This window comes from Candidatus Komeilibacteria bacterium CG_4_10_14_0_2_um_filter_37_10 (genome assembly GCA_002793075.1).
Taxonomy (GTDB): Bacteria; Patescibacteriota; Patescibacteriia; order UBA1558; family UBA1558; genus UM-FILTER-37-10.
This window is the reverse complement of the sequence record PFPO01000013.1, coordinates 1-17,857: the sequence shown is the minus strand read 5'-3', so window position 1 is coordinate 17,857 and position 17,857 is coordinate 1. Positions and strand designations below refer to the sequence as shown.

Genomic DNA, 17,857 nt, shown 5'->3' with positions numbered 1-17,857 from the left:
ATCTAAATATATTCTCTAATTTTCTCAGCATAAAGATGCTTCTGGAATGTAAAAAAGATTGATCTAATATTCTCTACGCTTCCAAGTGATTGCTCGGCATTAGCAATAGCATAATATTTTAAGTTTAGCAGTATTGGTAGTTTTTCCTCATCTAACTCTTCCACACCTTTTTCTTCATACTTAGACAAAACAAAATCTAAAAACTCTTTTTGTCTTTCATCTAAACCAGCAAATATTTTATCTCTTGCCTGTGTCACTCTCTGTGCCCTGGAAATTGGTTCCGTCAAAAATGATATATAAGTCAAAACGTCAAACAGATCACTATCCTCTGCGTCAATCATTTTCTGCAAGGTTTCTAGTTCTTCCCTACCATAACCCTTCTCAGCGATCTTATCTAGAAATACTTTGCGTGTGGTTGGATTGGACCAAATATTTCTTAATTCCTCTTCACTCTTAAAATATTCCGGCATAGCGCCAAACATATTTTCCATAAACTCTTGAATTGAAATTGGTCTACCGTCAGCACTCCAAAAAGATGTAGTAATCATATGTTGAATTTCACGTTCTTTACCATCACGTAATTTAATTTTTAGTTTCCTATTTGGCGGATTTTCGCATTCACAAGGAATCTTGCCGCACACAGGACATGTTCTAGGTGGTTTTTCACATTCACATGGTCTTTTACCACAAATGTCACATGTGCGTGGTGGTTTAGATTTACAGATACAGGGTTCTTTTCCACATTTTGGGCAGATTTCATCTACCGGATCTCCGTCCCACTCTGGATCTGAAAAATGTTTATAGGCATCAACAAAATCGTAGATGGTAAAAAATTCTTTACCATCAAAAAGTCTTGTACCACGACCAATAATTTGCTTGAACTCAATCATTGAATTTACTGGACGCATTAAAACAATATTTCTGATATTGCGAGCATCTACTCCTGTAGAAAGCTTTTGCGATGTTGTCAAAATTGTAGGTATTGTTTTTTCATTATCTTGAAACTCACGCAAATATTGTTCCCCTCTCGCACCATCATTAGCCGTGATTCGAACGCAATAAAAAGGATCCCTACTTTCTTTCATCTGATTTACTAAGTCGCGAACGGCTAGAGCATGATCTTGCGTAGCGCAAAATATAATAGTCTTTTCATTTTGATTCATTTCGTCAAGTACTACACGGACTCTTTTCTCTTCACGTTCTTTGATAACAATAATTTTATTAAAATCCGGCTCCTCATATACTTTTCCTTCCTCTACCTCACCCTCAATAATCTGATCATCAGAAGTATAAACATAATCATCAATCGTGGTTTTAATACGTTTAACTTTAAATGGCGTTAAAAAACCATCATTAACACCCTCTTTCAATGAATAAATATATACTGGCTCACCAAAATATTTATAAGTGTCCACGTTGTCTTGTCGTTTTGGTGTAGCTGTCAAACCAAGCTGAACAGCTGGTGAAAAATATTCCAGAATTCCGCGCCAATTACTTTCGTCATTAGCTCCGCCTCGATGACACTCATCAATAATAATAAAATCAAAAAAATCTTTTGGATAATCACCGAAATATGGCGTACCATTAGGACCACTCATAAATGTTTGGAATATCGTAAAATAAACACTTCCGCTCATAGGTACATTTCCTCGTCTTCTAATATCTAATGGATTAATACGCACGCGCGCATCATCATCAAAAGCAGAAAAGGCATTAATCGCCTGATCAGCTAATATATTTCTATCTGCCAAAAATAATATTCTTGGTCGGCGCGCTCCATCTCGTTTTAAATTCCAACGTGTTTGAAATAGTTTCCAAGCTATTTGAAAAGCAACAGCAGTTTTTCCTGTACCAGTAGCCATAGTTAAAAGTATTCTATTTTTTTCTTCAGCTATAGCATTCAAAGCATTATTAATGGCAATTTCCTGATAATAGCGCTTGCCATAATCTCCTTCATTGGGCACTTTAGCAAATTTATCTTTCCACTCATTTTGATCTGAATAGGTTTTATTCCACAATTCATCGGGCGTAGGGAAACTGCCCACATTATTCTCATTTCCAGATTTTATAGATATCTCATAAATCTCTTTACCGTTGGAAGCGTAGGTATAATCAATCTGCAATTTTTGTGCATAGGCTTTAGCTTGAGCCACGCCTTCGGTCGCTTCCAAACCTTCGGCTTTGGCTTCTACAACGGCAATTTTACGATTTTTATAAACCAAAATATAATCGGCTATCTCTGGCTTTCCTCGCGTACCGCCAGTCTGTATTTTACCATCAGTTATACGAAATTCGCGAAGAATCTTTGATTCCTCGATCTCACCCCAACCACTAGCTTTTAGTTTAGGATCGATATACTCTGCTCTTGTTTCTGCTTCGTTCATATGACTCTGTAAATAAATTATCTAGATTATAATTATTATCTTATAGTTTTTCTTTTATATCAGTCCATGATAATTGACTAATATTCTCAATTTCCCTAAGTAAATAATATAAAGTATTCTTATTGATATAGCTTGGCAAAGTAACTGATTTTTGATTACTTGGCCATGTGGCTTTATAATGACTACCATTGCCACCCTTTTTATCTATATTAAAACCAAGACGAACTAAGGCCTTGGTTAATTTATTCCTCTTAATTTCTCCGGGTAACTGACTAAGCGAGGGCATATTCTTTCTGCTCAGTACCAACTCTTTCAATGTGAGCTTCTTTGTAATAAACAGATGGAATTTCAAATGACGTTAAAATCGCATCTTTTATATTCCTATCAAGATCTTGCAAATTTTTGCCATTAGTTATAATAGAGCCATATAGAAAACCACTTGATACTGCCGTTATTGATCCGTCTTCGTTGTTATGATAATCAAACCTGATACTTGAAAAATGCCTCATGTATTCACTTAATTCAAAAAGTCCTCTAGGACCCAAATCTTTGTTATCCCAGATTTCTTTTTTTATGTAATCCTTTATAATTTTGATAATATTTATCATATATTGTTATTGTACTATTATTCCACGTTTTGTCAATATAAACAAAAAAATGAAAGGCAGTTAACTATTTTTATGTTTTCACGATTGTGACTACAACTCCCCGCTAAACGCTTTTTTAAGCACTGATTTTTTCAACTCTTCCAAATCGTCCAACTTTTGTTGATAAATTGCTTCTAATTTTTTTGTTTGCTCAAAAAGTTCATTAAGTTTTTTTACAATAGCTTTTTGTTCGGTAATGGATTTTGGATAGGTAATTTTAAAATCTTTTTTTAATGTATTTCTGGCTAACTCTGTTTGACCACCACAACCATCACCTCTTTTGGCAATTTCTTTTTCAATAAATATTAATGAATATCCAAAAAATTCGTTATAAAACATATTCCCTATAGGCCTAATAATAGTTACATGCGAATCAACTGTGGTCGCACCGTTTAATACACTTACTTGCGCAACTCTTCCAAGTGTTCCCGTTCCAGTGGAATTAACTAAAACATCTCCTATTTTAATATATTTCTCAATGCTTACCTTTTTACTTGTACTATCATGCAGTCGAGCTAATGAAAAATCTATTTTATGACCTCTAACGCATCTCTGATTTAAAACACAAAACCCATCTGATTCAACATATTTTGGAGAAATTCCTCGATTAATCATCTCACAAACCTCTCCCAATCTCTTCTTCTCCCAATCTTTTTCTGGATTTGAAAAAATATTTTGTAAATAAGATTCAAAAAGCTCTTTGGAATTTTGTAGATTTTTTTCAGTATTTTCTTTTGCTTTGGCTATTTTTTCAAAAACTTCATCTAAAATTTTCACGATACGGTGCTGTTCAACTAAAGTGGGTAAGGCAATTTCGAATGCTTCTATATCACCCTTTGAAATAAAGGGCTGCCCAGCACCTCTTTGAGGTAAATTGATTGAGTTAAATAATTGAAATAAAAATTTATTATCAACAATTTCTTTTTTTGGCGTAAGTGTTATGGTATTTTTAATCGCAGTAAAATCTTCTTCAGGAAAAAACATTCTTCCGCATTGAGCACCAATGGCTGATAGTACTGGCGTATATTTTGAGTGCTCTTTGCGATTGATTCTTCCATCACAACCGGCTGCTGAGCATGCCAAATATTTACCATTAGTAATGTATGACTTTTTAGTTAAATTTGTATTACCCCAATCAACGTCACAAATTTCACCAATTTTTTTTGTTTGCCAGTTATTTTTCATAACTTATAAATTTATTCTCAAATATTTCAATCAAGTTTAAAATTTCTTTTGCCGAAATCACTGAATCTCCGTATTGAAATTCCACATCGCACGTATCATCTTGTTTTTTAAAAGCAACATTATCATAACTCCAATTTCCTTTAAAATTTCTTGCAAAATCAATAATAATACTTCCACTATCAATTTCGCGATTTAAATATGGGTGAGTCCCCGCGTCACGTAATTTTATAATTATAGGATCATCATCTGTTTCTATATTTAATACATGATCTAAATGTCTTAAGCGAATCATTAATTCAATAAAGACAGACTGAATAAAAGGATTTTTTCCACCATCAAATAAAATGCCAGTATCGATCAATTCACGGCACCGTTCAAGATTAAGGCGTATAAATATTTTGCCTGTGCTTAAATTAACATTCAATTTTTTTGTTTGCCGGTTAGATTTCATAATTATGATAAATATTTTTTTCTTTCCGTATTGTATTCCTGATAAACAACTTTTTTAAAATTCTCAAAATCGGTATCGTTTGTATCTACATTATTCATTATATTTTGATACCTTTCCGATTCATCACACAGAGCTGACCAATTCATAAAAACCACGCAAGCTTCATGCAACTCATCATCTGCTAGATATAAATTGTCTTTGATGATGTCTTTTAGTTTATTACGCAAACGAGTGGGTTTTTCTGAATAAAAATCGCCAGGATCACCATATTTTATTGCCCATTCTAAATTTATTTCCTCATGTTTGAGTGTAATAAATAAAGGCAATAATAAATTGGTTAATCTTGTTTTTAAAACTTCTTTTTCACCCACCTTCTTACTTTGATATCTAAAATAGGCAATATTTCCTAAAACGCCAAGAAGGGCAACTAAAATGATTGAGACAACATTTATCATAAATTACTTATTATTCGTTTTATTTAAAAATTCTAAAAATCCGTCGGTACTCACTTTAGTAAAATCGTTTTTAGTAAACCTTGCACTAAATTCATATGGCTCAGAGCCATCACAACCATAAGAAAAATAAAATGCATAACCACCCACTCTTTTTTTTAGTTTTTTTGGAATCTGTATATCTACCATAGCTAATGGCACTTGAGGTGGTAATTTAAATTCGTCAACTGTAATTATGCTCATATAAGAATTAGACAAATTATGACCTTTGAAAATGTCTTGCATTTTAGCATTGGGACCATACACTAACCCTGGAATTTCCGCTGTACTTAAATTCACCCAAATATTTTTAATAATTACATTGCCACTATTTCTAATTGCAATCGTAAAACAAATATTGTCATTATCGGAATAATTAAAGTTCATAAAACTATAACCTAGAATAGGGTTGGGTCGCTTTCCAAACATACCAGATAAAACATCATGGGGAATAGAAACGTGAGACTCTCCACTTCTCATATAATATTGATGTTTTAAATCATTGATGATTGTTTGCAGCGGAGCAAAATTTGATTTAGGAATCTCTACCACAACATAACCAAAATTCTTGCTGGAGGATTCAACCGTAAAACTATTCACATAATTATTTGGTGGCGTGGTAACCCTACTCACATTTTCATTGACTAATTTTGAAAATTCTGAAATGCCACTAAACGGCTTCAACTGAAATGTTTTAATTAATTTATCTTCCGCAATGCCAAAAATTAATAATCCACCAGCTGAATTTCCGAATCCGGAAACAGCTTTTGCTAAATTTTTATAATCAGAGACAGAAAAACCACGTTTAGATGTATAATCATCGACAACCTCTTTAAAATCAACGTAGAATGATTCTTTTTCATTTTCAATCAACGTTTTTATATAACTCTCGCCAGAGTTCATTATATTTGCCTTTATTGAGTCATATGGTTCCTTATGTATATTCATAAAACCTATTAAATAATTTCCTCAATTTTAATGAGTATCTCACTACTTTCATAATCTAGTTTTCTCATAACATTTACAATATCCTTCGGCTCGCGTAAAATAACTTCACCGACTTTATTTGGATTTTTTACTGACAAATCAAAAGTCGCTTGATCAATATTTTTTACATCAACGCTCCATGAATTGACGCTATCGGCTTTGTTCTTTTGTAACTCAACAAATTCTATTAAATCGGCTTCATTGAGTGGATTGCCTTTGCCAAGGTTACGGTCAAGGTTAAGTTGATAGAACCAAACTTTTTTTGTCGGAGTTCCTTTAGTGAAAAATAAGATTACTGTCTTTACTCCAGCACCCTGGAAGGCACCGCCTGGTAAATCTAATACTGTATGCAGATTACAACTTTCCAGAAGTAACTTGCGCAAAGAAATAGAAGCATTGTCAGTGTTAGATAAAAAAGTATTCTTAATAACTATGCCAGCTCTACCACCGGCTCTAAGAATTTTAATAAAATGTTGCAAAAAAAGATTGTCTGAGCCACTAGATTTAATTGGAAAATTATGCTGAATTTCTGAACCAAGCTTCGCACCAAAGGGTGGATTTGCTAAAATAATATCATAGCGATCCTTTTCCTGAATATCATTAATATTGTCTGACAAGGTGTCCATATGTCTAATATTTGGAGCCTCAATGCCATGCAAAATCATATTCATAATACCGATTATGTAGGCAAGCTATTTTATTTCTTTGCCATAAAAAGTTTTGTTTTGCAATGTTTTCATCTGACTTGAGGAAAGCTTGGTTTGGTTCTCAGTCAAATAATTGTACGCCTCGACTAAAAAACCAGCACTACCACAAGCTCCATCATAGATTGTTTCACTAATTTTGGGATCAACTATTTTAACTATCGTTCTAATAAGTGGGCGTGGGGTGTAGTATTCTCCTCCATTTCTTCCGGCATTACCCATGTTCTTAATTTTGGCTTCATAAAGATGAGAAAGCTCGTGCTTTTCTTCATAAAGACGAAAGTGCATACCGTCAACAATATTCAAAATCTCGCGCAATTTATAACCGCTAGATATTTTATTCTTTAGTTCATGAAAAATTTCACCAATTTTATACTCAATGGTATTGGGATCTTCTGCTCTAAATTTCTTAAGATACGAAAAAAGCTTGTTATTTACAAAATCCTTCAAGTCATCACCATCCAATGCTTCTTGATGATCTAATTTGCCGTTCTTATCCTTCGGACAAGCCCATGTGTTCCACCGGTATTGAGAGGGTAAAATGTATTCATAACCAGTTCCAGCAAGTGCTGCTTCTGTAACTTTCGTATCTTCTAAATCATCGAGATATTTTAAAAAAAGAATCCACGAGGTTTGCTCAATATAATCCAATTCTGTTCCGCAACCAGAGTCGGTGTGGAGAATATTATCTATATTTTTAAATGATTGTTCAAACATGGTTTATTATTTTATTTTCTTATTTATCTGTAAATTATAACAATATAAATTTAATCTATCAATCCTACTCCTCAAACCCCTTAACCTGATAAACATACCATAAAGTAGCACTATCCTGCCATTCATTTTCACTCATCCCTGCTTTCAATGACAGCTGCTTTAAAAAATCTGTGCATGATATCTTGTTATGCGGGTTTGTATTTTTTTTCCCTCGATAATACGAAACTCTTGTAGGAATTTTGATATCGCTACTTCACCACAACCATTCGCTTTGAGATTTGGGTCAATATATTCAACTCTCGCATCTACTCCGTTCATATTATTCTATTTGAAATAATTATTGACGGCATCTTCAAACTGCTCAACAAATATACGTTTAAAATACGAAATGTTATTTATTTCATAAAACAATATTACCGCTTTTTTGTACTCCTCAACATCGACGATTCTATAAGAGAGCGGTATGGAATTGTGTGCTAACAAAATAGCATTGGAAATCATTCTAGAAGTCCTTTTATTACCATCTTCAAAAATTTGAATATAGGCGATAAGAATTGAAACCAACAATGCCTTTTCAAAAAATGATGCTTTTTTATTAATCAAATTAACCATTTTTTGCATCATCTCTCTTATTTGGGCTTCATTATCCAATGGCCTGTATTTTGTACCGATAACTCCAACTCCTTTATTTCTGATATTTTTGGTTATTCCGAGTTTCTTAGTTAAAACAGAATGAATGTATTCAATATCAGCGGAGCGCAATTTAATAAAACGCTCTCTATTTTGAATAGCTTCATTAAAAGCATCTTTGTGATTAAGAATCATTTGGGTTTCTTCTTTGGTTTTTCCTTTGCCAATAACATTATTTTTAATCAGAGCTTCTGTGCCTAAGAGCGAATAAGTATTGCCTTCAATGGCTGAGGATTTCCAAGAAAATTCAATCATTATTCTTTCAAACTCCTTATTGATGATGGTTTGACTGTCGTATTTGGAGAAATTATTAATAAACTGTCTTTGCAATTTTTCTAACTTTTCTTTTTCTTCAGCCGTAAAAATATCATTACCTAAAATATGAAATATTTCAAAATTAAAAATTTCTTTTACGTCTCTTTGAAAATAAGGGGTTTCAAAATATTTTTGAATATCGACTTCTTCTAAGCTGCTATATGTGTCAGACAAAGAATACGCCACAAAAGCTCCAGCGCCGCTTTTATGCAAAAATTTCTGGTGACTCAAAAAAGACAAATCACGAGTGATGGTTTCTCTGGAATATTTGTCATCAAAAAAAACAACCACATCTTTGTTTTGGAAAGAATGGTTTTTCTTGGCAAATTCTATAATTTGTTTTTGTCTTTTATTCATAAATACATCTTATCATCATTGCGTCATTTTTTCAAGCCAATTGCGTCATTTATTATAAAATTGTGTTTAAAAGCTCATTTTTTAGCTAATTAATTGCGTCATTATTAAATTATAATTGCAACATTTCTAACTTTCTCTATAATGCATCCAATCCTCTAATAAAAGATTTGTAATACCATTTTCTTTCCTCAAATATTCTAACAACTATTGCATTCTACTCCTCAAACCCCTTAATTTGATAAACATACCATGAAGTTGCTGGATCTTGCCAGGCATTTTCACTCATCCCGGCTTTCAATGACAGCTGCTTTAAAAACTCCTGCTTGTCAGGAATCTGCTCCCAAACTTGCGGTAAGAAAGTAGCGTCCTGATCACCATTGATCAAAACAACGCCATCAATATTTGGCCTTAGTTTATTCATCTTCTCCTGATAATCTTTACCGGTCAAGAGCTGTGGCACAGTCAATAAAGAAATTTCAATTTTTACTTTGTCCAGTTCTGCTAAAGTCAATGGCGAAAAACGTGAATCACGCAAAGCAGCATTTACTGCATTATCGCGAATAGCTTTGATCATTGGTTCTTGCGGAATAATATGGCCAATACAGCCGCGTAGCTGATCATTGATAGTCAAAGTGACAAATACCCCCTGTTTACCTTTTAACACTGCTTCATCATTATATTTGAGCTTAAAATCGTTCTTCTGATTACGCAGCGTACTATCAATTTCCTTCCTAGACAATTCTAACAACTCTTTTTGCTGATCAACACTAATTTCTATTTTCACCGTGGGATAAAAAGCAAAAGCAGCATAACTGACTGAATTAGTATAATCATTCAGGATATTACCTGATGTTTGATAAGCTAATTGTATTACTTCAATATTCTTTAATAACTGCAAACCAACAGGAATAGCTGTACCGCCATCAATAGTTACTGAGGAATCATGAACATAATTATAAAATCCTTGAGCATCCATCTTTTTTATTAAATCAAATGCTCGATTGTCAATCTCGGCAATTTTTTCTTTTTGCTCACCGTTTTTAAAAGGCGTATAGCCATAGTTTGGTCCATAGTGTGTAAAGTCAGTACTGATCACTATCAATGTTTGATCATCAACTATTTTTTGTAACTCAGCACTGATCTGCATTAATTCTTCATAATTATTGTCAGAACCAATGAGAATCGGCAGGATAGTAAAATCATTTAAAACCATTTGCAAGAAAGGCAACTCCACTTCAATGGCATGCTCTGGCTCCTCAGCTGCCAAATTTTGCTGAAACAATTTGTTGTTCACTAATTTTTTAGCTTCCTCAGCGATTTTTATTTTACCCAATGGCGTTTGATAATAATCAAAACTAGGTACCACGGCACCTTTGAATAATTGATAGTGTGATGGTGCTAATATTAAAACTTTTTTGAAATTATAACCAACTATTTGTTTAAAACTGTGGGCGGCGGTAGCACCAGAATAATCTAAACCGGCATGCGGTGCTAAAATCGCCAGCGGTGCTGCTAGTTTTTGCTGCACAACACTGACTAAATATTGACTAAGTTGCTTTTTTAATTGTTGCTCATCATTACCATAGAATGATCCAGCCACCGCAGCTGGTCGTACAGTTCCCACTACTTCTTGTACTTTTTGATCTTTAATCATATTATTATTATGGACAATATTTTTAGCATTATTAAAACTACATCCGGTCAAAACAAAAATTAATAAAAAAATTAAACTACTGCGATAGATAGTGGCGATCATTTAATGATGCGGGTAAATAATCTTGTTTCTCTTGATAATTATGTTCTGGTGAATATTGATAGTCTTTGCCATAACCCAAGTTTTTCATTAATTTTGTTGGTGCATTACGCAAATGTAGTGGCACTGGCTCATTCAAAGTTTCTTGGACATCATTCTTCACTTTATTAATGGCAGTGTACAACTCATTACTTTTTTTACATTTGGCTAAATAAACAACAGCTTGCGCTAAATTAATTTCACACTCTGGCAAGCCAATAAATTGACAAGCTTGATAAGCTGAGATGGCTTGTGGTAAAGCCAAAGAATTAGCCAATCCCACATCTTCGCTAGCAAAGCGAATCAAACGCCGCGCAATATACAAGGGATCTTCGCCAGCTTCTAACATGCGAAAGAGCCAATACAGCGCAGCATCAGCATCGCTACCGCGCAAACTCTTGTGCAAAGCGGAAATAATATTGTAATGCTCTTCACCGTTTTTATCATAATACAATTTGCGATTACTCAGTACTTGCTGTAGATCGTCCAAAGTTAATTCTTTAGTACTCTTAGCAAAATGATAATCCAGCATTTCTAAAATATTTAGCGCTGCCCGGGCATCACCATTAGCTAGCTCTGCTACTTTTACTTTCGTTTCCGATTTAAGTTTGATTCTGACACCGGCGTCACTATCAGCAAGGGCGCGATCAATAATTTTTTCTAAATCCTCCTTAGCTAATCTTTCCAATACTAAAACCTGACATCGTGATAACAAGGGTGAGACAACAGCAAAAGAAGGATTTTCTGTAGTAGCACCAATCAAAGTAATGACGCCTTTTTCCACATAAGGCAAAAGAGCGTCTTGCTGTGCTTTGTTCCAGCGATGTATTTCATCAATAAATAAAATTACTTTGCCTGCTTCCTGACTGTGCTCCTGGGCTTGCTGCACAATCTTTTTGAGTTCTGCTATACCACTAACCACAGCAGACAACTGATAAAAAACACTTTTTGTTTGCTGGGCAATAATATAAGCCAAACTGGTCTTACCAGTGCCTGGTGGACCCCAAATAATCAAAGATGGGAAATGGCCAGCTGATAAACTCTGGTGCCAAAAAGATGATTTTTTAAGTACTTTTTCTTGGCCAAAAAAGTGATCCCAATTATTGGGTCGCAGTCGATCAGCTAAGGGTTTTTGACTTGAATTTTGTTCCATACTGCTTATTATAAAAAAAGATGCCTAATTACTCAAATCAGACATCCGGTTAGTACTAAATATTATTTTAATAAACACATCTGCCAATATCTTTTTTTCTCCAAATCCTTTTCCGTAAAACCAATTTGCTTCATTAATTTTTTGATTTCTACTACTGCTTTTTGTGCCGATTTCGGATTCATCCACTCAATCTCCAAAAAAGTACCAACACCCTTAACTTGATCCAAATCAAAATTAAATTGTCGCCACTGATATTTCGTTCGCTGATTGTCAACGATGGACTCAATTTTGAAACCCAATTTTTGAAAAATCAATTTCATCATTTTAACATCAGCTACATCTACTTCCATTTCTTGTCCGCCCCACAGTCCCCGGGGTAAATGAAAATCCAAGGAAGTATGGTTGTGCAACTTATCATATCTAATCCGTAATTTCGGTGAACTATTAGTCACAAAGCTAGGACCTTTGGCTGGCGAGTAGTAGGTGTCAATAATGTGTTTTTGGCCGGCGGGTTTGGCACCTAAGGCTAATATCTTTTTTACTAAGCTAACTTTATTTTTCACTCTTAATTTAACTTCAATTTCTAATTGCATAAAATTATCGACAAGGGTTAATTGGTTGATCAGTTGCTGGATTACCGTGACGTATCCATTTACCATTTTGGCAAAGCCAAGTATCTTCCGGTGTAAAAAGACGTAGCGTGATAAAACAAACGACTAGGAGAACACCAATTAAAATAAAATATACTATTTTTTTGTTGATTGGGAACATAAATTATGTTTTATGTAAGGCAGTAATCGGATCCAGTTTGGCTGCTTTCTGCGCTGGATACCAACCAAAAAGCACACCAATACTTACCGAAACAGTAACTGCGGTAATTATACCATAAAGTGGTACGGAAAATGGCCAACTATACCCTAGCGCAGTAGCCACTACGGAAATAAGTAAAGCCATTAAGGAACCAAGAACAATACCAATGATGGCACCACCAAAGGTGATCAAGGCCGCTTCAATCAAAAATTGTTGTTTGATTTGCGTCGGTGTGGCTCCTACTGCTTTGCGTAAACCAATTTCATAAGTTCTTTCCATCACCGAAACATACATAATATTCATAATACCGATACCGCCGACTAGTAAGGAGATACTCGCAATTAGCAGTAATAAAATAGTAAGTCCCTGCAAGACTGAGCTAATCATAGTCATAGCTTCCTGGGTGGTAGAAACGGCAAAATCAAAACGATCAGGATTATCTTCAATAAAATCATGACGAACTTTCAAAATCGCTGTAATATCCGCGACGGCCTGATCTATTTTACTGACATCACTTACTTGCGCCGTAATAAAATTAATATGATCAACTCCCAGCATTTGCTTTTGTAGGGCTTTGATTGGTATATAGGCCATAGAATCTAAATCCATCAATGAATAACCCTTTTCTTTAGTTACGCCAATCACCCGATAGCTTTGATTACGAATTCGGATTGTTTCACCGACGGCGTTTTGTGTGCCAAATAATTTATCCTTAAGTTTTGATCCTAGTACCACCACGCGCGAAATGCCTTCTCCTTGTTGATCAGAATAAAACGATCCCTCGCTAATTTCTATTTTATAAACCTCGGCAAAATTATCATTTACCCCAAAAATCAGAGCGGACTTTACTTTACTTTGCCACTGAAATACTTCTTGACCAGTGAGACCGTAGGTTAAATTTTTTATCGTCGATAATTTACTTAACGCTAAAGCATCATCAATTTTTAAAGTGGTGATGGTGACGCCTTGAGCCATGGACATGGCATTTTCGGAAGATGTTTTATTGGTGTTAGGAACCTTTACTTCTATTTGCACAATGTCATTACCAAATACATCAATTTGATCGGTGATAAAAGAACGGACCGAAGCGCCAGTGGCAAAAACCATCACCACTGAAGCAATACCAATCACCACACCCAAAACAGTCAAAGCTGTTCGCGACTTATGTTTACTCAGTGCTTGATAAGAAATTTTAGCAATAAATAGAATATTCATTATTCATACCTTAATGATTCAACGGGATCAAGTTTGGCCGCTTGCGCAGCTGGGTAGATACCAAAAAACAAACCGATAAAAATAGCAATCCCGGCGCTGACCAATAGATATTGCCAATTAACAATAAATTGCCAGGCATAACCCAAATTTTGGACAACTAGAGCAATAATCCAAGCCATCATCAATCCCAATACCAGACCAGCAATAGCACCGACTAAAGTTACTAAAATGGCTTCCATTAAAAACTGCCAAATAACTACTTGCTTAGTAGCACCAACAGCCTTACGTAAACCAATCTCCCGCGTTCTTTCGGTAACCGATGCTAGCATGATATTCATAATGCCAATGCCGCCAACAATCAAAGATATGGCAGCCATCGCCGCTAAAAATAAACGAATACCATCAGTAACTGTTTGTAATATCGCTAGCGCTTGCGCTTGATTGCGGACAGAAAAATCATCTTGTTCCGGTCCGTCAATATTATGCAATTCTCGCATTTTCTGTTTAATAAATTCAACCCCGTGTTCAATATCAGCTTCGTTCAATAGTTTAATACGCGCAAAATTAAGATAATTAATACCTAACAAACTACGCTGGGCCGTAAGCAGGGGCAAATAAACTTGATTGTCTTGATTGGTAAAAAACGACGTTCCTCTTTTTTCTACAACACCAATAATTTTAAACGGTCTTTTCTTAATTTTAATAATCTGATTAAGTGGATCTTGATTGGGAAATATTTCCTCAGCTACCTCAGAACCCAAAACCACCACAGCTGATCCTTCTTTATTTTCTACTTCATTAAAAAAACGACCAGACTGTACTGAAAAATTTTCTAATTCTGGTAAACAATTTTCTACTCCTAAAAAAAATACATCTTTTTTTTCTTCAAATACTTGCGCCGTGGCCATCCCACGGACATAACCACTGGCGCAAGTATAAGACAACATATAAGGGTCGTTAATCAATTTTTGTAAATCATCATTAACGAAGGTAGTAACATTGATACCCATTACTTGTGCTGGTGGACCATTATCATCAGAAGCACCGGGTAAAATTCCGATTAAACTAGAACCAACTTTGGTGATCTCGCCCAGAATCATGCTCTGCGCGCCAGCACCAACGGCAATAATCATAATGACACCAGCCACACCAATAATCACACCGAGCATAGTCAAAAACGAACGCCATTTATTGCGTCGTAGATTATCCCAGGCTAAACGAAATAAAAACAAACCCATATTATTTTCTTAAAAAATCGGATTTACCATCAACGCGATTTTGTACTTTACTATCAGAAATGATCTGACCATCGCGAAGAGTTATTATCCTTTGCGCGTGATTGGCCGTGTCTTGCTCATGAGTTACCAAAATTATAGTTTTTCCCGCTTTATTTAAATCTTCAAAAATATTCATAATTTGAGCCCCGTTCTTGGAATCTAAATTACCAGTAGGCTCATCAGCAAAAATAACTTGTGGTTGATTGACGATGGCCCGAGCGATGGCTACCCTTTGCTTCTCACCACCGGATAATTGGTTAGAGAGAAATTGCGCTCGGTGTTCTAAACCAACGGCTTTAATGGCTGCCATGGTTAATTCATCGTGATTTTTCTTTTTACCATACAGCAATGGCAACCGGACATTTTCGTAAACGGTCGTTTTGGGTAATAGATTGAATTGTTGAAAAACAAAACCAACTTGGCTATTTCGTAATTCCGCTAATTCCAAATCGCTCAAAACCACAGCGTCCTTACCAGCAAATAAGTACTGGCCACCCGTAGGGCGATCCAAAAATCCCAAAATATGCATCAGGGTTGATTTGCCTGATCCTGATGGCCCCATAATAGCTACATAATCACCGCTTTGTATTTGAAAATCAACAGCAAACAAGACATCGGTCTCCACGCCGTCGTTAATATAATTTTTACTTATTTTATTAGCAACAATAATATTATTTGGCATTTTCTTGTCCGACAACTACTAGATCTCCTTCCACGATACCGGTCAATATCTCCGCGTAACCAGAATCACCTTTCAAACCTACAGTGACAATTTTTTCCTCGATAGATTCATTAAATTTAACTTTAACAATATATTGCCCATCACGATAACTAATAGCTCGCAGCGGAATTGCTAAGACATCTTTCTTACTATCAACGCTAATACTAATATTGGCTGTCATCCCTGATTTAATCTCCGTATCGTCTTGATCAAACTGAATCTTGATCTGATAGTAAACGACGTCTTGAATCTGTGTTTCCGCTGGTTCAATGAAAGTAACATGGCCAGTAAACTTCTTGTTTTGTCCATAAGCGTCCAGCGTGATTGCCACCTGGTCACCAATAACGATATCGGTCACATCGGCTTCTGGTATATCCACCTCAATTTCTAATTTGGCTTTACCAATAACTGTTAATACTTGATCATTGGGACTTGCTTGCTCACCTCTTTTTTTATGAACTTTAACAACGGTACCATCCAGGGGTGAGATGATTTGGTACTTAGCCAGATTGGCCAACACTGATTGGAGATTGGCGCGGGCTTGAGCTACTCGCGATTCTGCTGATTTAATATCAAAATTTCTCGGCTTCGCTGATTTGAGTTCATACTGGGCTTGAGCTAGTGATAGTGAACGTTGTTTAGCCTCCAGAGTATTCTGGGCATTTTTCAGCTGACTTTGATAATAGATAATCGTACTGCTTAAATTTGTTTTACTACTCTGCAGGGCAGCTAAAGAATTTTCAATATTAGTCTGCTGGCTCTTAATACTCGTTTTATAAGCATCTAAAGCCGTGGTGGTAAAGCTTTGCGTTGTGGGTGTATTTTCCAACATCAAAAAAGTATCTTTCAATAACTGGTTGATTTTGTTTTGAAAATCAATCAAGCCACTTAAGGCATTAATAATATTATTACTATCCGACTGGCTATTAATACTATTAATATTTAATTCCACCTGATTGTATTCTAAATTAATCGCCGAATGATTAGTGGTCACTTGGGTTAAATAAAAAGCATTACGGGTACTTAAAACATCACGCGCATTATCGTTATCCAAAATAGCCTTGACGGAATCAAGCGCTGTCCGCGAATAAAAATTCTTGGAACTTAAATTATTCAATGCAGTTTGCCGATAGCCATTAATTTTATCAGTTTCTTCATTTTGTAAATTAGTAATACTGTTTTGCGCGGTAGTTACTTCTGTTTGCATTTGCTCTACTTGTCTTTTAGATACTGCTAAATCCTCACTAGAAGCACCAGAACGAACTTTGTCTAAATCCGCTTCAGCCGAACTTAAACTAGCACGAGCTTGAGCAACGTCGGCTTCAATAGCCCTAGCATCAATCGTCGCTAATAGTTGTCCTGTTTTAACCACACTGCCAACGTCAACTAACATTCTGGTAATTCGCCCAGCTGCTTCAAAATTTAAATTGATTTCTTCACTGGATTTTACCGATCCGGTAGCGGAGATTGTTTTAACCAAATCCTTTTTACCAGCCGCTTCAGTTTGGTAAACTATTGTCGTAGTGCCATTGAAATAAAAATAACCGCCGACGAGAATCACCAAAATAACAGTTGTAATAATAATCCATTTTTTCTTCATAAAAATATTTTAAGCAAATTATAATTAATTTTCTATTAGTTTCATATTATAACTTAAAAAACGCTTTTTTGCAAGGAAAATTAACGATTAATTAACTACTGTCATTAGCAGTCCAAAGATTACCCTTACGCAGAACTTCTACTTATTTTCTTCCTCTATAGAGAGGAATATAAATAAAAATACACTTGGGTCCGAAACTCGTGAAACGAGGGGCGGATTAAGTGTATTTTTAAAAGGAATCCCGCTGTTATAAATGATTAAATAAAAACATTCACTTGGTCTGAATCAAAGGTACTTTGATGAAGAAAAGTGAATGTTTTAAAAGGAATAATTTATTGAACGGCGGAGTGGATCGAGCTAG

General features: G+C 35.2%; 15 protein-coding genes and 1 pseudogene. All 16 read right to left on the bottom strand.

Annotated features, from left to right (window positions below; all coding sequences use genetic code 11):
- Nucleotides 1-2: 2 nt before the first annotated feature.
- Nucleotides 3-2,384: a restriction endonuclease subunit R gene (locus tag COX77_00625; protein PIZ99729.1), complete on the bottom strand. Its 2,382-nt coding sequence runs from the start codon at nucleotides 2,382-2,384 to the stop codon at nucleotides 3-5.
- Nucleotides 2,385-2,424: 40 nt separating this feature from the next.
- Nucleotides 2,425-2,670 carry a hypothetical protein gene (locus COX77_00620; protein ID PIZ99728.1) on the bottom strand — a complete coding sequence of 82 codons (246 nt, stop codon included), beginning with the start codon at nucleotides 2,668-2,670 and terminating at the stop codon, nucleotides 2,425-2,427.
- Entirely contained in the window at nucleotides 2,657-2,992 is a 336-nt protein-coding gene (locus tag COX77_00615) for a hypothetical protein (GenBank protein ID PIZ99727.1), read from the bottom strand. Before COX77_00615 ends, COX77_00620 begins: the two co-directional genes overlap by 14 nt.
- Before the next feature lie 90 nt (nucleotides 2,993-3,082).
- Nucleotides 3,083-4,216 (bottom strand): hypothetical protein, encoded by a 1,134-nt coding sequence (locus tag COX77_00610; GenBank protein ID PIZ99726.1) that lies wholly within the window; start codon nucleotides 4,214-4,216, stop codon nucleotides 3,083-3,085.
- Nucleotides 4,206-4,667 carry a hypothetical protein gene (locus COX77_00605; GenBank protein PIZ99725.1) on the bottom strand — a complete coding sequence of 154 codons (462 nt, stop codon included), beginning with the start codon at nucleotides 4,665-4,667 and terminating at the stop codon, nucleotides 4,206-4,208. Before COX77_00605 ends, COX77_00610 begins: the two co-directional genes overlap by 11 nt.
- Before the next feature lie 2 nt (nucleotides 4,668-4,669).
- The gene (locus COX77_00600) at nucleotides 4,670-5,122 is read right to left on the bottom strand and encodes a hypothetical protein (GenBank protein PIZ99724.1); all 453 of its coding nucleotides are present in this window, start codon (nucleotides 5,120-5,122) and stop codon (nucleotides 4,670-4,672) included.
- A gap of 3 nt (nucleotides 5,123-5,125) precedes the next feature.
- Nucleotides 5,126-6,106 (bottom strand): hypothetical protein, encoded by a 981-nt coding sequence (locus COX77_00595; protein PIZ99723.1) that lies wholly within the window; start codon nucleotides 6,104-6,106, stop codon nucleotides 5,126-5,128.
- A gap of 8 nt (nucleotides 6,107-6,114) precedes the next feature.
- Nucleotides 6,115-7,566 (bottom strand): annotated as a pseudogene (locus COX77_00590) (type I restriction endonuclease subunit M).
- Between the two features lie 324 nt (nucleotides 7,567-7,890).
- Nucleotides 7,891-8,928, bottom strand: coding sequence for a cell filamentation protein Fic (locus COX77_00585; GenBank protein ID PIZ99722.1), 1,038 nt, complete (start codon nucleotides 8,926-8,928; stop codon nucleotides 7,891-7,893).
- Between the two features lie 214 nt (nucleotides 8,929-9,142).
- On the bottom strand, nucleotides 9,143-10,684 hold the full coding sequence (locus COX77_00580) for a hypothetical protein (protein ID PIZ99721.1): 1,542 nt from the start codon (nucleotides 10,682-10,684) through the stop codon (nucleotides 9,143-9,145).
- A complete protein-coding gene (locus COX77_00575) occupies nucleotides 10,659-11,873 on the bottom strand; it encodes an AAA family ATPase (protein PIZ99720.1) in 1,215 nt (404 codons plus the stop codon). The genes COX77_00580 and COX77_00575 overlap by 26 nt, the downstream gene beginning before the upstream one ends.
- 62 nt (nucleotides 11,874-11,935) lie before the next feature.
- Entirely contained in the window at nucleotides 11,936-12,532 is a 597-nt protein-coding gene (gene cyaB / locus COX77_00570; protein PIZ99719.1) for a class IV adenylate cyclase, read from the bottom strand.
- Nucleotides 12,533-12,647: 115 nt separating this feature from the next.
- Complete coding sequence (locus COX77_00565) at nucleotides 12,648-13,898, bottom strand: hypothetical protein (protein PIZ99718.1); 1,251 nt, start codon at nucleotides 13,896-13,898, stop codon at nucleotides 12,648-12,650.
- The gene (locus tag COX77_00560; protein ID PIZ99717.1) at nucleotides 13,898-15,136 is read right to left on the bottom strand and encodes a hypothetical protein; all 1,239 of its coding nucleotides are present in this window, start codon (nucleotides 15,134-15,136) and stop codon (nucleotides 13,898-13,900) included. Before COX77_00560 ends, COX77_00565 begins: the two co-directional genes overlap by 1 nt.
- Before the next feature lies 1 nt (nucleotide 15,137).
- Entirely contained in the window at nucleotides 15,138-15,857 is a 720-nt protein-coding gene (locus COX77_00555) for a macrolide ABC transporter ATP-binding protein (protein PIZ99716.1), read from the bottom strand.
- Nucleotides 15,847-17,496, bottom strand: coding sequence for a hypothetical protein (locus COX77_00550; GenBank protein ID PIZ99715.1), 1,650 nt, complete (start codon nucleotides 17,494-17,496; stop codon nucleotides 15,847-15,849). The genes COX77_00555 and COX77_00550 overlap by 11 nt, the downstream gene beginning before the upstream one ends.
- Nucleotides 17,497-17,857: the final 361 nt, after the last annotated feature.

Coding starts and splice junctions, on each gene's coding strand:
- COX77_00620 (PIZ99728.1), bottom strand. CDS start 2,670: ATGCCCTCGCTTAGTCAGTTACCCGGAGAAATTAAGAGGAATAAATTA.
- COX77_00615 (PIZ99727.1), bottom strand. CDS start 2,992: ATGATAAATATTATCAAAATTATAAAGGATTACATAAAAAAAGAAATC.
- COX77_00565 (PIZ99718.1), bottom strand. CDS start 13,898: ATGAATATTCTATTTATTGCTAAAATTTCTTATCAAGCACTGAGTAAA.
- COX77_00550 (PIZ99715.1), bottom strand. CDS start 17,496: ATGAAGAAAAAATGGATTATTATTACAACTGTTATTTTGGTGATTCTC.
- COX77_00575 (PIZ99720.1), bottom strand. CDS start 11,873: ATGGAACAAAATTCAAGTCAAAAACCCTTAGCTGATCGACTGCGACCC.
- COX77_00625 (PIZ99729.1), bottom strand. CDS start 2,384: ATGAACGAAGCAGAAACAAGAGCAGAGTATATCGATCCTAAACTAAAA.
- cyaB (PIZ99719.1), bottom strand. CDS start 12,532: ATGGTAAATGGATACGTCACGGTAATCCAGCAACTGATCAACCAATTA.
- COX77_00585 (PIZ99722.1), bottom strand. CDS start 8,928: ATGAATAAAAGACAAAAACAAATTATAGAATTTGCCAAGAAAAACCAT.
- COX77_00580 (PIZ99721.1), bottom strand. CDS start 10,684: ATGATCGCCACTATCTATCGCAGTAGTTTAATTTTTTTATTAATTTTT.
- COX77_00560 (PIZ99717.1), bottom strand. CDS start 15,136: ATGGGTTTGTTTTTATTTCGTTTAGCCTGGGATAATCTACGACGCAAT.
- COX77_00595 (PIZ99723.1), bottom strand. CDS start 6,106: ATGAATATACATAAGGAACCATATGACTCAATAAAGGCAAATATAATG.
- COX77_00605 (PIZ99725.1), bottom strand. CDS start 4,667: ATGAAATCTAACCGGCAAACAAAAAAATTGAATGTTAATTTAAGCACA.
- COX77_00555 (PIZ99716.1), bottom strand. CDS start 15,857: ATGCCAAATAATATTATTGTTGCTAATAAAATAAGTAAAAATTATATT.
- COX77_00600 (PIZ99724.1), bottom strand. CDS start 5,122: ATGATAAATGTTGTCTCAATCATTTTAGTTGCCCTTCTTGGCGTTTTA.
- COX77_00610 (PIZ99726.1), bottom strand. CDS start 4,216: ATGAAAAATAACTGGCAAACAAAAAAAATTGGTGAAATTTGTGACGTT.